This is a genomic window from Streptomyces sp. NPDC048057 (genome assembly GCF_040653095.1).
Classification (GTDB): domain Bacteria; phylum Actinomycetota; class Actinomycetes; order Streptomycetales; family Streptomycetaceae; genus Streptomyces.
Window position 1 is genome coordinate 224,565 of the sequence record NZ_JBEZNF010000010.1, and the last position, 13,896, is coordinate 238,460.

Here is a 13,896-nt window from a genome sequence, read left to right on the forward strand (position 1 = left end):
CCGGCGGGCCGTGCCTGCGTTCGGAAGCACGTAGTGCGCGCGTGCCCCACCGCCACCGCGGCAAACCCCTGCCCTTCGCGCCCCCGTGCGAGGGGTCGGCGTCGTCCGAGTGCGCGGGCCCTAGGAATGACCGGAGCGCGGCTGGCCGTCCTCCGGTAGTGCGTGGCGGGCGCGGGTCCACAGGGGCAGGGCGAACCAGCACAGGACGAACCAGAGCGTCAGGGGGACGACCAGCCAGACGGCGAGGGTGTCGTGGAGGGCGACCCGTAGGACGAGGAGGAGGGCGGAGGCCATCGTGCACAGCAGCAGGACGAGGCCGACGACGGTGAGGCGGGAGGCCCAGTCCACGGTCTGGGGCTTGACCTGCCGGCCGGTGAGCATGCGGTGCAGGGCCACCGGGCCGACCAGTGCGCCGGTCGTCGCGGCGCCCAGCAGGACGGTCACCAGGTAGATGGTCCGGTCCGTGGCCGACAGGGTGACGAACCGCGGTTGGAAGACGACGGTCAGCAGGAAGCCGAAGAGGATCTGTACGCCCGTCTGGGTCACCCGGACCTCTTGGAGGAGTTCGACCCAGCGCCGGTCCGCGCGCTCCTCCTCGGTCTCGTCGCGACCCCGCGCCCGTGCACCCCCGTTCCCGTCCCCGCCCGCGTGCTCGTCCACCGAACGTCGCCTCCCTTCCTCGCGCACCGGCTGCGACCGACTCCACCTCAGCACGTCCTGCCGCACCCGGCAGAGCGGGCACCGGGCGCCCGCGGCCGACCTTTACGATGGTCCGGTGATCACAGGGTCGTCCCCGCCTCATCGTCGTACGCACCGGTCGACGGCGGGCACGGCCGGGAAGAGGGGGACGGTGGAGATCGGGCTGGCGGAGACCATCAAGGCGCTCCGGGGCGAGTTGGCGCAGGCCGTGGCGGACGGCGAGGGACAGCCGATCAGGTTTCGGGTGCAATCGGTGCGGCTGGACGTCCAGGTGGCGGTGACCGCGTCGAAGGAGGCCCAGGGCGGGGTGAAGTTCTGGGTGCTGTCCGCCGGTGCGGGCGCCAGCGAGGACGCCTCCACCGCGCACACCGTCTCGTTGGAGCTCACCGCCGAGACCGCCGACGGCGGCCCGGTCCTCACGGAGTCGGCGCACGGAGCCGTCCTGGAGGACTGACGCCGTGGCTGAGTCGGCCCGCCGGTGGCGCCCCCGGTCGCGCACCCGCCCCTACCGGCTGCCGTACCCGCTGCCGTGTCCGAGGTGAGTTCCGTGCACGGGGAACGCGCCCTGGAGCGGGTGGCGATGGTCGTCCGTCGCGCCGGCGACGGCCCTCCCCGGTTCAGCGCCTCCGGCTGGCTCCTCGCCCCGCGGCTGGTGGTCTGCGCCGGACACGGCTTCCCCCGGCCCGGTGACGGTGACGGTGACGGCGGCGGCGCGCACTACGAGGTGCGGCTGCCGGGGCTCGGCGGCGACCGCGTGCCCGTCGCCGCCGTGGTGCACCACCGGGAGCCGGACGTGGACCTCGCGCTGCTGGTCCTCGACGACGGCGGGCCCGCGCTCGCCCCCGCCCGGTGGGGCGTCCTCCCGGAAGCGGTGGGCGCGGTGCCGTTCGTCGCCGTCGGCTTCCCCGACCACGCGTCGCGCCGGCAGGTGCCGACCACGCGTCAGCTGACCGGGGAGATCCTGCTGGGCTCCTTCCTGGGGAGCGACGAGATGGAGCTGTCGCTGAGCAGCCCCGCCCCGCGCCAGGCGGACGGCTCACCGTGGCAGGGGGTGTCGGGGGCGGGCGTCGTCACGCCCGACGGCGTCCTCGTCGGCGTGTGCACGAGCCATCACGTGCCGTCCGGCGCCGCGAGCTTGACGGCGACCGGCTTCGCCCGGCTCGACCGCGACCCCGACCTCACCCGGCTGCTCGCGGAGCACGCGGTGGTGCGGGTGCCGCTGGACCACCTGCTGCCGCCGGCGTACGCACCCGTCGGCCGCGGTCGGATACGCCCCCACACCGACGTCGTGCGCGGTCTGCTGGGGCGACGCAGCTACCTCGACCAGGACCGGCTGCCCTTCGTCCACCCGGGGACGGACCACGCGTCGCACCCGGACCGGCTGTTCGCCCGGCTCGGCACCCCCGGCGCGCGCGGTGCGCTCCTGATCGGGCCGGCCGGCTCGGGCAAGACGCGGACCTGCTTCGAGGTGGCGCAGCGGGCGGTCCGCGCCGGGTGGCACGTGCTGCACGTGCAGTCCGACAGCGCGGTGACCGTCGACGACGTGGCGCGCACCTCCCTCACCGGTGGCCACCGTCGGGTGCTGCTGGTGATGGATTACCTCGACGCCTGCCCGCAGGTGGACCTGCGGGTCCTCGCCGACGAGCTGCTTCCGCAGGCGCGGCGTCGCGGCGTGGCGCTGGCGTGCGTGGCGTCGGTGCGGCCCGGTTCCCTGCGGACGGTGCAGCGCCGCGGCAGCTCCCTCCTCCTCGACGAGGTGTTCGTACGGGAGGACTGGGCGCACCAGTCGGCGGTGATCGCCCAGGTGGTGCGGTGCGCGGCGCCCGAGACGGTGCGCCGTTGGGGCGACGCGGCGCTGGCGCGGCTCTGCGGGCGGCGGCCGGTGACGGCGCTGCTGATCGCGCGGGCGATCGAGGAGCAGGGGCTGGCCCGCCGCTCCCCCGCCGCGGCGGCCGGGGTGCGGCCGGGTGAGCTGCTCGACTGGCTGCGCGAGGGCATGCGGCGCGATGCGCTCACCGCGGACGCCGACCCGGGCGGTTCCCCCTTGTCCTTCGCCGCCCCCGACGTGGGGCAGCTCGCCTTCACCGTCGCCGTCGCGGCGAGCCCCCAGCCGCGGCGGACGGTGGAGCACACCGTAGACGCGTTCCTCGCGTTCCTCGTGTTCCTCGCCGACTCCGCGGCCTCCGCCGCCGGCTCGTCCGTCCCGTTCGACGGGCGGCGGGTCGTCGACACGCTGCTGTCCCTCGGGTGGCTCGACGAGGTCGGCGACCGGGTGGTCGCGGTGCACGACGTCGTCACCGACGAACTCCTCCTGCACTCCCTGATGCCCCCGCCCGGATGGAGCACGGACACCGCCACCGCGGGCGCGCTGTTCGCCGCTCTGACCCGGCACGCGCACACGTTCTCCGTGTTCACGGGCCATCTGCGGCGGATCGCCGCGGATCTGACGGCTCACGGCCCGACGCATCGGATCGCCGCACTGGAGCGGTTCTGCGGGGAGTGGCTCACGGCCCGGGCGCAGCAGCTCGGGCAGTTGCTGGCGGATGCCGGCGAGGACGGCGGTCAGGCGCTGCTCGCGATGGTGACGAGCGGCCCGTGGCGGGAGTTCGACGCCGCCGTGTGGGACGTCCTCGTCGCGCCCTGGCTCGCCCGCGCCGAGGCCGACCACACGGCGCGGCCGTTCCTGACGGCGGCGCTGCACAGCATGGACGTCCCTCCCCCGCGGCTGGTCGAAGCGGCGGTGGGCTGGCTGGTGCGTCGGGGCGGACAGACCGACACCGAGCACCTGTTGCTGGCCCTGTTGGAGCGGCCCGACCTCGCGGCGGGGACGCAGGACCTGGTGGTCGAGGCCGCCCTGGAGTGGGTTCTGGCCCGGCCTTCTTGGCGCCACACCCCCGTCCTGTGGAAGCGGCTGCTGGTCATGGACCACCCCGAGGAGCGGTGGGAGCGCGTCGCCGTGGGCGTCTCGGCGTGGCTGTCGCCGTACCGCACCTTCAAGGTCGCGTCCGTGGCCCGCGCCTTCTTGCAGCGCCCGGGCGTCGAACCGGCCGTGCGCCGGGCGTTCATGGCGCGGGTGGTCGGCTGGCTGCGCTCCGGGGTGCGCCCGGACCCGAACATCGGGCCGACGCTGAGCGTGCTGCTGGAGCTGGACGACGTACCGGGCTCGGACCGTGCGGAGCTGGTCCGTTGGGCGCTGGACTGGCTGGACGAGAGCTGGACGCACTCCAGCCGCGGTCGGGTCCTGCGGGCGCTGCTGGCCTTGGAGGACTGTCCGCGGGAGCTGCGTCCGCGGCTGCTCGCCTTCGCCCGGCGGTGGGCGGCCGAGACCCCCGCGGAGTCCTCCACGCTGGCCCGCGTGCTGCACACGCTGCTGACCGACGAGGACGCGCCGGACGCCGCCGACACCCTCCTGGCGCGCCTCGACGCCTCGCCGGACGCGCCGACGAACGCGACCGTCCTCCTACGGCTGCTGATCAACCACGCCCAACTCGACGGGAAGCAGGTGCGCGCCGCCGTCGGACACGCGCTCGCCTGGCTCGCCGACCACCCGGAGCACGAGTCGTTCAGTGCGCTCCTCGCCCCCTTGCTGAGCCTGCCCGGCCTGCCGCCCGAGCAGCACCGGCGGGCCGTCGACCTCGGGTGCGCCGCGCTGCCGGCCCGCGGGGAGGACCACGCGCTGATGGCCGTACTGCTCAGCCAGACCTCGGGGGTGACACCCCGGCAGGCACGGTCCGTCGCCGAGGTGGGCCTCGATTGGCTGGCCCGTCACGAGGGCAAGCCGCAGCGCTCGGTGCTCGCCTCCTTCCTCACGCGTACGGACCTCCCCCTCGACCAGGCGCGCATCGGCATCGACATCGCCCTCGACCGGCTGGCCACCGACCGGTCGACGAAGTCCGACTCCCTCTTCGCCGGGGTGCTGCGCCATCCGGCCCTCGACGAGGGCCGTCGGGACCGGGCGGCGGACTGCGCCCTGCGCTGGCTCGACGAGCACGGGGCGCTGCGCAAGGCGCACCGGGTCATCCGGGAGCTGCTCGCCCTCCCCGGCCTCGCGTCGAGCCGGCGCGGGCCCGCCGAGGAACTGGCGGCGGCGTGGCGGGCCCGGCACGGGGACCCGCCGCCCCCGGGGGAAGCCCCGCCGCCGCCTTGACGGGCCGGGGCGGACAGGCAGGCAGGCAGGCTAGGGGATGGTCACGACGGCGCTGTTGACCTGCGGGAAGGTTCCGCTCGGCGGGTTGTAGCCGGCGGGGAAGTACACCGTGGCGACCGCTCCGGTCTGGTACTGGCCGGCGCTGTACGGGTACTCGGTGGTCGCGTTGCCGATGGTGTTGCCGTACGAGGAGCGGGTCCGGACGCTGACCAGGCTGTTGTACCGGTACAGGCCCACCGTGACGCTGATCTGCTGCACGATCCCGGTGCAGCTCACGCTGGCGATGCCCTGCACGCCGCCGCCGAAGGGGCCGCCCCAGTAGCGGAAGGGGTTGGTCGCGGTGAGGGTGCAGTTGATGGTGGACCGGGCCTGCGCGGGGGTGCGCACGATGCTCGCGCTGGCCGCGCCGGTGCCGGCCCGGTGGCTGGTGACGCCCTTGGGGAGGGTGAAGGTCTGCTGGGCCGCGACGCTCGGGGCGAGCCCTGCGGAGCCGCCGGAGGCGGCCGGCGCGGCCTGTGCGGAGCCGCCGGAGGCGAGGGTGCCCGCGGCCATCATGCCGGCGGCGAAGACCGCGGCGGCCGTGCGGGACAGGGCGGTTCTTCGGTTCACAGCCATGGATTTCTCCTTCATGAATAAGGACATGGATGGATTCGCCGTTGCTTCGATTCACCACGGCGGCACGGGAAATGCGACTCCGGCGCAGCGGGATGGGGCGTGACCTTCCCCTTGGTCACGCCGAAAGGCAAATTCACGGACAACTGCTGTCCACTGAGCCGGATTTCCGCAGCCGGCCCGACCTCTGCTCACCATGGGACCTGCGAGAAAAGCGGCGGATCCAGTTCCGGTCCCCACCGGGAAATTGTCGCGTTTTCCTGTGTGGCGCGATTCATGTTCCGGCCTTGCGGCCCCCAGCGTCAACCCGGCCCCGGCGAATGTCCGGAAGGCGGCACGGCAAGGGCTTTCCTAGAAATCCGATGGGCATCAGGAGTCCCATCCGTACGCGGACATGTGGATGTGTCAGATCCGTTTTCCCCGAGCCGCGGCCCTTTTCCGCGGGTGAACGGGTGCATATGCCGTACGGGACTGCCGCGGCCCCGCAACCGCACCTGAACCGGGGGCGGGACGCGGGGCCGTACGGATTTCGGACACTCGCTAGGAGCCGTGCCCCGGTGCGGTGCGGACGCGGGGTGCGACCTCGGTGATGAAGCGGGTGGCCTGCTCTTCGGGGTCGGCGTCGACGGGCCAGAACAGGAACGAGTCGAAGCCCAGGTCGGCGCGGTAGCGCAGCAGGGTCTCCACCCAGAAGTCGGGCGGGCCGGTCAGCCGGCGGCCCTCGACGGCGGGGGCGCTGCCGTCGGTGATGGTGCCCATCACGTTGTAGACGCGTCGGACCTCCCGTGGGTCGCGGCCCGCCTCCGTCGCGGCGGCGTCGATCTCGCGCTGCATCGCGGTGATCGTCTCCGGCGGTGCGAAGCCGTTGGAGGGCAGCCAGCCGTCGCCCAGCCGGCCGGTGATCCGCAGCATCCGGGGGCGGTAGGCACCGACGAGGAGCGGTACGGGCCTCTCCGCGAAGGGGCCGGGGCGGGCGCCGCGCACGTGGTGGTGCTCGCCGTCGAACCGTACGGCGTCCGTGCCCGGCCCGTTCATGGCGCGCATCACCCGAAGGGCCTCCTCGAAGGCGGTGACGGCCTGCCCGGGGGTGCGCTCGGGCCCGCCGTACGCGGCGGTGGCCGGCGGCGCGGCCCCGGCGCCCACCCCGAGGGCGACCCGGCCGCCGGTGAGGATGCTCAGTGAGTGGGCCGCCTTGATCAGGGGCGCGGGGGCTCGCAGCACCGTGTTGGCGACGTTCGGCAGCACCGTCAGACGTTCGGTCCCGGCCGCGAGGATGGTGATCAGGGTCCAGGCGTCCAGGAACTCCGGGTGGTACAGGTGGTCCTGGACGCCGACGAAGTCCACCCCGCCCTCGTCGGCGAGGTGGGCGAGCCGGCGGGCCGCCGCGGCGTCCGCCGCGGACGGGTCGATGTTCAGGCCGACGGAGCCGGCGGGGATGACGTCGCTGCTCAAGGTGTGCTCCTCGCTGTCGTTGCCGGACCGGGCTCGGGCTGCGGGCCGGCGTCGGAAAGGGCTACCCGGTTCGTACGACGCTCTCCCGGATCCGGGGCCACGGATCCGGACGCGCCTCGGGGGCGTCCGCGACGGCCCGTCTGCCGGTCCTCCCCGTGGCCGCGTTCGGGCGCCCCGTACAGCCCCCCACCGGCCGGTGGGGACCGACGCTCCCGCCGAGCAGCGGCGGCTCCGTCCAGCGGACGGGGAACGCGGCCCGGCGGTGGGCTGCTCAGGCCCGCAGGTAGGCGAGGACGGCGAGCACCCTGCGATGGGTCCCGTCGGCCGGGGGCAGGTCCAGCTTGGTGAAGATGCTGCCGATGTGCTTGCCGACCGCGGCTTCGGAGACCACCAGCTCCCGGGCGATCGAGCCGTTCGACCGGCCCTCCGCGATCCGCGCCAGCACCTCGCGCTCGCGCGGGCTCAGCCGCTCCAGCGGATCGCGGCGGCGGCGCAGGAGCTGGCGCACCACCTCGGGGTCGACCACCGTCCCGCCGTCCGCGACCTCGTGCAGCGCGTCCACGAACTCCTCGACCTGGCCGACCCGGTCCTTGAGCAGATAGCCGACGCCCGTGCCGTCGCCGGAGTCCAGCAGCTCGGCGGCGTAGGTCCGCTGCACGTACTGGCTGAGGACGAGGACCGGCAGCGCGGGCCGCTCCTCGCGCAGCCGCACCGCCGCGTGCAGCCCCTCGTGCTGGAAGCCGGGCGGCATCCGCACGTCCGTCACGACGACGTCCGGGGTGTGCTCGGCGACCGCGGCGACGAGCGCCGGCGCGTCCCCGACGGCGGCCACGACCTCGTTCCCGCAGCGGTGGAGGAGGCCGACGAGGCCCTCCCGCAGCAGCACGCCGTCCTCCGCCAGCACTACGCGCAGCGGTCGGCCACTTCGGTCAACGCGCACGGGAACTCCACACGTAGCAGGGTCGGTCCACCCGGTGGAGAGGACAGGGCGAGTCTGCCATCCAGCACCGACACCCGGTCCGCGAGGCCGGTGAGCCCGCTGCCCGCGCCGGGGTCCGCGCCGCCCCGGCCGTCGTCCGCCACTTGGAGGAAGAGCCGGCCGTCGCGGTGGCCGCCGCGCACCTGCGCACGGTCGGCGCCGCTGTGCTTGGCCACGTTCGCCAGGGCCTCGCAGACGACGAAGTACGCGGCGGACTCGACGGCCTGGGGCGGTCGGCCCGGCAGGTCCAGGTCGACGTCGACGGGGACGGGGGAGCGCTCCGCGGCGTCCGCGACGGCGGCTTCGAGTCCGTAGTCCGCGAGGATCTTGGGGTGGATGCCGCGGATCAGTTCGCGCAGTTCGGCCAGCGCCTTGCCGGCCTCCTCGTGGGCCTTGGCGAGGTGGTCGGCGAGCGGCCCCGGCGGTGCGTCGAGCCGGGCCAGGCCGAGGGCCATCGTCAGCCCCACCAGGCGCTGTTGGGCGCCGTCGTGCAGATCGCGCTCGATGCGGCGCCGCTCCGCCTCGAAGGCGTCGACCAACCGGACGCGGGAGCGGGCCAGTTCGACGACCCTGGCGTCCAACTCGCCCTCGCGGGGCGCGACCAGCAGCCGGGCCAGCCCGGCGCGGGCGCCCGCCGCGACGCCCAGCGCGTACGCCCCGACGACCAGCAGGAGCACTCCGAGGACGGCGACGCCGAACGCGCCCGGCCAGGTGGTGACCACCCACTGCTTGAGCACTTTGGTCTCCCGTCCGTCGCCGACGGTGGCCAGCAGCAACGGGGTGGCGACGACGGACAGCGGGACGAACAGCGCGACCGTGAGCACCAGGGCGTCGATCGGCCACAGCAGCACGGAGAACAGCAGCGCGTGCCCGAACTCCCGCCACGTCGCCCGCTCCCGCAACCGGGTGGTGAGCCAGGCCCACAGCCCCGGTGCGGTCGGCTCCCGGTGCTGGCCGGCCGCCGGAGCGCGGTCGACGAGCCGTAGCCGCAGCCGCTCCGTCGCCCCCACCGGGATGCCGACGAGCACGAGCACGGCCAGCAGGGGCAGCCCCACCGCAGTGAGCGCGAGCGCCCCGCCGACCACGGCCGCCGTCACCAGCGCCACCAGCGTCACGGCGCCGGTGACCGCTCCGCTGGCCAGGTACGCCACGGAGCGCCAAGGCCACACGGACTGCAGGTAGCCCGGCCGGGCCAGGGCCTGCCACACGTTCCCAGGGTGCATGGAGCTCACCGTAAGTGGACGCCGCTGTCGTCTGCGATCGGGCCAGGGCCCGGTTGCGGGGTATGCCTGGCCCTACCCCAAATCTCGGTCCTGCCGCACTGCGCCGCCCGGCCCTCCTGGAGTTTCGTTGACGCCCTGCACCGACCGCGACCCGAGTGGGGACCCATGAACGACGACGCGATCCAACTGCGCTGCATCACCCGGAGGTACGGCACGGCCGGCACGGCCGTCACCGCCCTCGACCGGGTGTCGCTGGGCTTCCCCCGGGGGTCGTTCACCGCCGTGATGGGCCCGTCCGGGTCCGGCAAGTCGACGCTGTTGCAGTGCGCCGCGGGCCTCGACCGACCCACGTCGGGCACGGTCACGGTCACCGGCACCGAGCTGACCGCGTTGAGCGAACGGGGGCTCACGCTGCTGCGCCGCGAGCGCATCGGCTTCGTCTTCCAGGCGTTCAACTTGCTGCCGGTGCTGACGGCCGAGCAGAACGTGGCGCTGCCGCTGCGGCTGGCGGGCCGCCGGCCGAAGAAGGCCCGGGTGCGGGCGGTGCTGGCGCAGGTCGGCCTCGGCGACCGGGCGCGGCACCGGCCGGCGGAGCTGTCCGGCGGGCAGCAGCAGCGCGTCGCCCTGGCGCGCGCCCTGATGACCCGGCCCGACGTGCTGTTCGCCGACGAGCCGACCGGTGCGCTCGACTCGCGGACCAGCCGTGAGGTGCTGGCGCTGCTCCGCGGCACCGTCGACGACGAGGGGTGCACGGTCGTGATGGTCACCCACGACCCGGTCGCCGCGTCCTACGCCGACCGCGTCGTCTTCCTCGTCGACGGACGCGTCCACGGCGAACTCGCCGGCGCCGGCGCCGAGGACGTCGCGGGCCGGCTGGCCGCGCTGGAGGCCGTGCCGTGTTGAGCTGCGCCCTGCACGCCCTGCGCGCCCGCTGGATCACCTTCGTCGGCAGCTTCGTCGCCCTCGCTCTGGGCGTGGCGCTGATCGCCGTGATGGGGCTGGCCCTGGCGTCCTCGCTGGACGCGCCCGACCGGGGCCCGGAGCGGTTCGCCGCGGCGCCGGTCGTCGTCAAGGGCCAGGACGTCCTCGAGGTGTCCACCCCGCTCGGGACCCGCAGCCACGAACTGGCGCAGCCGCGCGCCGTGCCGGACGCGGTGGTCGCCCGGCTGCGGAGCCTGGGGGCCGTCGTCGAGGACCGGTCGTTCGCCGTACGGGCCCGGGGCGGCCCCGTGGATCTGGTGGGCCACCCGTGGTCCACGGCCGCGTTCGCCCCGTACGCGCTCGACGCGGGCCGGGCGCCCCGGGCCCCGGACGAGGTCGTCGTCAGCGGCGGCTGGGCCCGGCCGGGGACGTCGGTGACGACGGACCGCGGCACGGTGCGCGTCGTGGGCACCGTGGCCGGCCTCGGCTTCGAGAACGCCGTCTTCTTCGCCGACGCCCGCGCCGCGGAGCTGTCGCCGCTGAGCCGTCAGCTGGTGGTCGACGCCGACGCGGCGGCGGTGCGGGCGGCGGTGCGCGACGCTTCGGGCGTACGGGTGTTGACGGGGGACGCGCGACGGTACGCGGACGCCGACCCCGACCGGGACGACGAGTCGCTGACCGCGATGAACGCCCTGTTCGGCACGGCCGGCGGCGTCAGCGGCTTCGTGTCGGTGTTCGTGGTCGCCTCGACGTTCGCGTTCGCGGTGGCCGGGCGGCGCCGCGAGTTCGGGCTGTTGCGCGCCGTCGGGGCGACGCCGGGACAGCTCCGCCAGCTGGTCGTCACCGAGGCACTGGTGGTCGGCGTGCTGGCGTCGGCGGCCGGCTGCGCTCTGGGCTCGCTGGGGGCGCCGAAGCTCGCCGCGTGGGCGGTGACGGAGGGCCTGGCGCCCGGCTGGTTCACCGTCGGCGCGTACCGTTGGCCGTACGCCGTGGCGTTCGGCACGGGCCTGTTGGTGGCGCTCGGTGGGGTGGTCGCCGCGTCCTGGCGGGCCGGGCGGACCGGTCCCGTACAGGCGCTGCGGGAGGCTTCGGTGGACTCCCGGGCGATGACGCGGTCCCGTTGGCTCGTGGGCGGGGCCCTACTGGTGGCCGCCGTGGTGACGCTGGCCCTGGCCCTGGTGGCGGACCCGGGCGGTCTGCTGCGCCGCAAGACGTATGTGAGCCGGCCGATGCTGCTGATCACCGGGGTCGCACTGCTGGCGCCCGCGGTGGTGCGCCCGCTGACCCGTCTGCTGGCGTGGGCGCCGGCCCGGCTGCCGGGCGCCGTCGGGATGCTCGTACGGGAGAACGCCGCGGCCGGGCTGCGTCGCACCGCGGCCGTCGCGGCTCCGGTGCTGGTCACAGTTGCCCTCTCGGGCTCCCTGCTGGGCACCGCTGCCACGCTCAACGAGGCGCGGGCCACCGAGGTCCGGGCGCGGACGACCGCGGACTTCGTGGTCCCGGCCCCGGACACCGGCTTCGACGACGCGACGGTCGAGCGGCTGGAAGCGGTCCCCGGCGCCCAGGTGAGCGCGACCGCGTCGAGCGCCGTGTACGTCCTGGAGGAGGGCACGGCGCTCATCAGGTCCGACGCCAGGGCCGCCGATCCCGCGCTGCTCGCGGCCACGTCCCGACTGCCGCTGGTCGCCGGGTCGTTGGACGACCTGGACGACGCGTCGATCGTCGTCAACGAGGAGTGGGAGCGGCACGCCTTGGGCGGGCGGGTGGACGTGTGGCTAGGCGACGGCACCAGGAAGTCCCTACGCATCGCCGCGGTCATGGCCGTCGGCACCGGCGACAACGGCGCCTACGTCACCCCGCGCAACGCTCCTGCGGCGCCCGTCGACCGGGTGGACGTACGCCTCGCCGCGGGCGCCGACGCCGCCGTGGTAGCCGCCGCGCTGCGGGCGGCGGTGGAGCCGTCGGGCGGCCGGGTCCTCACCGGGGAGCAGTGGGTGCGGGCGACGCACCCCGAGACCGACCGGACGACCCGGGCGGGTTTCCTCCTCGTGCTCGGCATCGCCCTCCTCTACACCGGTGTCTCGCTGGCCAACACGATGGTGATGGCGACCTCCGACCGGGTCCGCGACCTGGCCGTGCTGCGGCTGGCCGGGGCGACCCGGTGGCAGTTGCTGCGCCTGGTGGGCGCCGAAGCGCTGGTGGTGGTGGCGGTCGGCGCGGTGCTGGGGGCGCTGGTCGCCGGGGTGAACCTGCTGGGCGCGTGGGGTGCGCTGGGGCTGCTGTCGGTGGGGACGTCTATCCGGGTCCCGTGGGGGACGTCGGGTGCGGTCGTGGGTGCGTGCGCGGTGCTCGCGGTGGTGTCGGCGCTCGTCCCGGCGGGGCTGTTGCTGCGGCGGGGCGCGGCGGATTCGGCGGGCGTGCGGGAGCCCTGAGGCAGCGCCCGCGGGCCCCTCTCAGCGCGTCGCGGCCAGTTCGTCGAAGAGGGCCCGCACGGTGGTGTCGCTCGGCGTGTGGGTGGGTTCCTGCTGGTCCGTGACCGTCGCCCGCGGCAGGAGCGCCGCGGTGGCCCGCATCGCGGCGTACGGCACCAGGTCGTCAGCGGGCGCGTGCCACAGCCGCACCGGCTGCCGGACGTCGCCCGGGACGAAGCCCCAGGGGCGGACCTGGAGCCGTGCCTCGCGGGCCGGGCCCCGGTGTCCGTGGCCGGCCATCTCCGCCAGGGCTGCCAGCGCCGTCGGGAACGCGGCGAGCCCGGCGGCGAACCGGGGGGCCGCAGCGGCGAAGTGGGCCGTCACCTCGTCGGGCGGTGCGCTGCGGTAGAGCTCCCAGACGGGCTGCGCCGGTTCCGGATAGCAGCCGCGTACGGCGGGGTCGCAGACGTACGGCAGCCCGCTGAGCACCCACGCCCCGCGCACGCGCGGCCCGAGTCCGGCGGCCAGCGCGTACGCGTAGGGAGCGCCGGCGGAGATGGCGGCGACGTCGAGCTCGGTGACCGCCAGACCGTCGAGGACCGGCCGCATCAGGGCGCTCCACTCGGCGACGGCCCTCATCTCCAGCGGCGGCGTGAGCCCGTACCCGGGCCGCTCCACCGCGATCAGCCGGACGCCGGCCGCCGCGGCGTACTCCTGCCAGAAGTCGGGCAGGACGGCGGACCCGACCAGTCCGTGGTGCAGCACCAGCGGGCGTCCCGAGGGGGCGCCGTACTCGGCGACGCCCCACACCGGCCCGCCGCCCCCGCCGATCAACCGTCGCTCGGCCATGACGCCTCCCGCCTTCGCCGTCGGTGAGGTCGACCTTACGAGCGTTGGGCGGTGGTGCTGGCTCCGTCAAGCGTTTCGCGGATGATGTCCGCGTGTCCGGCGTGCTGGGCGGTCTCCCTGATCAGACGGAGCAGGACGCGGCGGGCGGACCAGTAGACGGTCTCCGGCGGGGACCACGGCGTCTTGGGGAGGGGGACGACGCGGTCCAGGTCCGGCAGAGCGGCCACGGCCTCCTCGGTCCCCCGCGCCGCGGCCTCGTACTGCGCCAACAGCCCTGCGAGGGTGTCGCCTTCGACCATGCGGTACTGCTCCATGTCGAGCATGCCCGCCGGCAGTTCCCCGTCCCCCTTCGTCACGACCTGCGCCCACACCGCTTCGCCGCGGGCCAGGTGCTTGACGATGCCGCCCAGGGTCAGCTCGCTCACGGTGGTGCGCTCCGCCGCCTGGGCGTCGGTCAGGCCGCGCACGGTGATCAGCAGCAACTCCCGCTGCTCCGCGAGCGCTTGGAGCAGCTCGCCGCGCTCGCCGGGGAGAAGGGACGTGGGGCTCTGCGGGGACGTGTTCATGGGGGAACCGTAGGCGCCGTATAGGTCAGGTTGCGGC

The 13,896-nt window shown here is 75.0% G+C and carries 11 protein-coding genes; 4 read left to right on the forward strand and 7 right to left on the reverse strand.

Going from position 1 to position 13,896, the window contains the following annotated elements:
• Positions 1–120: 120 nt before the first annotated feature.
• The gene (locus AB0E05_RS14475; RefSeq protein ID WP_361962984.1) at positions 121–660 is read right to left on the reverse strand and encodes a DUF6328 family protein; all 540 of its coding nucleotides are present in this window, start codon (positions 658–660) and stop codon (positions 121–123) included.
• Positions 661–850: 190 nt separating this feature from the next.
• On the opposite strand from AB0E05_RS14475, the gene AB0E05_RS14480 reads away from it, so the two are divergent.
• A complete protein-coding gene (locus AB0E05_RS14480) occupies positions 851–1,153 on the forward strand; it encodes a trypco2 family protein (RefSeq protein WP_361962986.1) in 303 nt (100 codons plus the stop codon).
• A 93-nt stretch (positions 1,154–1,246) separates the two neighbouring features.
• Entirely contained in the window at positions 1,247–4,846 is a 3,600-nt protein-coding gene (locus AB0E05_RS14485; protein ID WP_361962988.1) for a serine protease, read from the forward strand.
• Positions 4,847–4,876: 30 nt separating this feature from the next.
• Here the strand turns inward: AB0E05_RS14485 and AB0E05_RS14490 are convergent, their stop codons facing one another.
• From AB0E05_RS14490 to AB0E05_RS14505, 4 genes are all read right to left on the reverse strand, one after another.
• Positions 4,877–5,461 carry a hypothetical protein gene (locus tag AB0E05_RS14490; RefSeq protein ID WP_361962990.1) on the reverse strand — a complete coding sequence of 195 codons (585 nt, stop codon included), beginning with the start codon at positions 5,459–5,461 and terminating at the stop codon, positions 4,877–4,879.
• A gap of 537 nt (positions 5,462–5,998) precedes the next feature.
• Positions 5,999–6,910, reverse strand: coding sequence for an LLM class flavin-dependent oxidoreductase (locus AB0E05_RS14495; protein ID WP_361962992.1), 912 nt, complete (start codon positions 6,908–6,910; stop codon positions 5,999–6,001).
• A gap of 271 nt (positions 6,911–7,181) precedes the next feature.
• A complete protein-coding gene (locus AB0E05_RS14500; RefSeq protein ID WP_361963057.1) occupies positions 7,182–7,814 on the reverse strand; it encodes a response regulator transcription factor in 633 nt (210 codons plus the stop codon).
• Positions 7,814–9,112 carry a sensor domain-containing protein gene (locus AB0E05_RS14505; protein WP_361962994.1) on the reverse strand — a complete coding sequence of 433 codons (1,299 nt, stop codon included), beginning with the start codon at positions 9,110–9,112 and terminating at the stop codon, positions 7,814–7,816. Before AB0E05_RS14505 ends, AB0E05_RS14500 begins: the two co-directional genes overlap by 1 nt.
• A gap of 165 nt (positions 9,113–9,277) precedes the next feature.
• Between AB0E05_RS14505 and AB0E05_RS14510 the strand changes: the two genes are divergently transcribed.
• Complete coding sequence (locus AB0E05_RS14510) at positions 9,278–10,015, forward strand: ABC transporter ATP-binding protein (protein WP_361962996.1); 738 nt, start codon at positions 9,278–9,280, stop codon at positions 10,013–10,015.
• On the forward strand, positions 10,009–12,465 hold the full coding sequence (locus AB0E05_RS14515; protein ID WP_361962998.1) for an FtsX-like permease family protein: 2,457 nt from the start codon (positions 10,009–10,011) through the stop codon (positions 12,463–12,465). Before AB0E05_RS14510 ends, AB0E05_RS14515 begins: the two co-directional genes overlap by 7 nt.
• A gap of 21 nt (positions 12,466–12,486) precedes the next feature.
• Here AB0E05_RS14515 and AB0E05_RS14520 read toward each other — a convergent pair whose 3' ends face one another.
• Together AB0E05_RS14520 and AB0E05_RS14525 are read right to left on the reverse strand one after the other, a co-directional pair.
• Positions 12,487–13,293, reverse strand: coding sequence for an alpha/beta hydrolase (locus AB0E05_RS14520; protein ID WP_361963000.1), 807 nt, complete (start codon positions 13,291–13,293; stop codon positions 12,487–12,489).
• 35 nt (positions 13,294–13,328) lie between these two features.
• Positions 13,329–13,859 (reverse strand): DinB family protein, encoded by a 531-nt coding sequence (locus AB0E05_RS14525; protein ID WP_361963002.1) that lies wholly within the window; start codon positions 13,857–13,859, stop codon positions 13,329–13,331.
• Positions 13,860–13,896 lie beyond the last annotated feature (37 nt).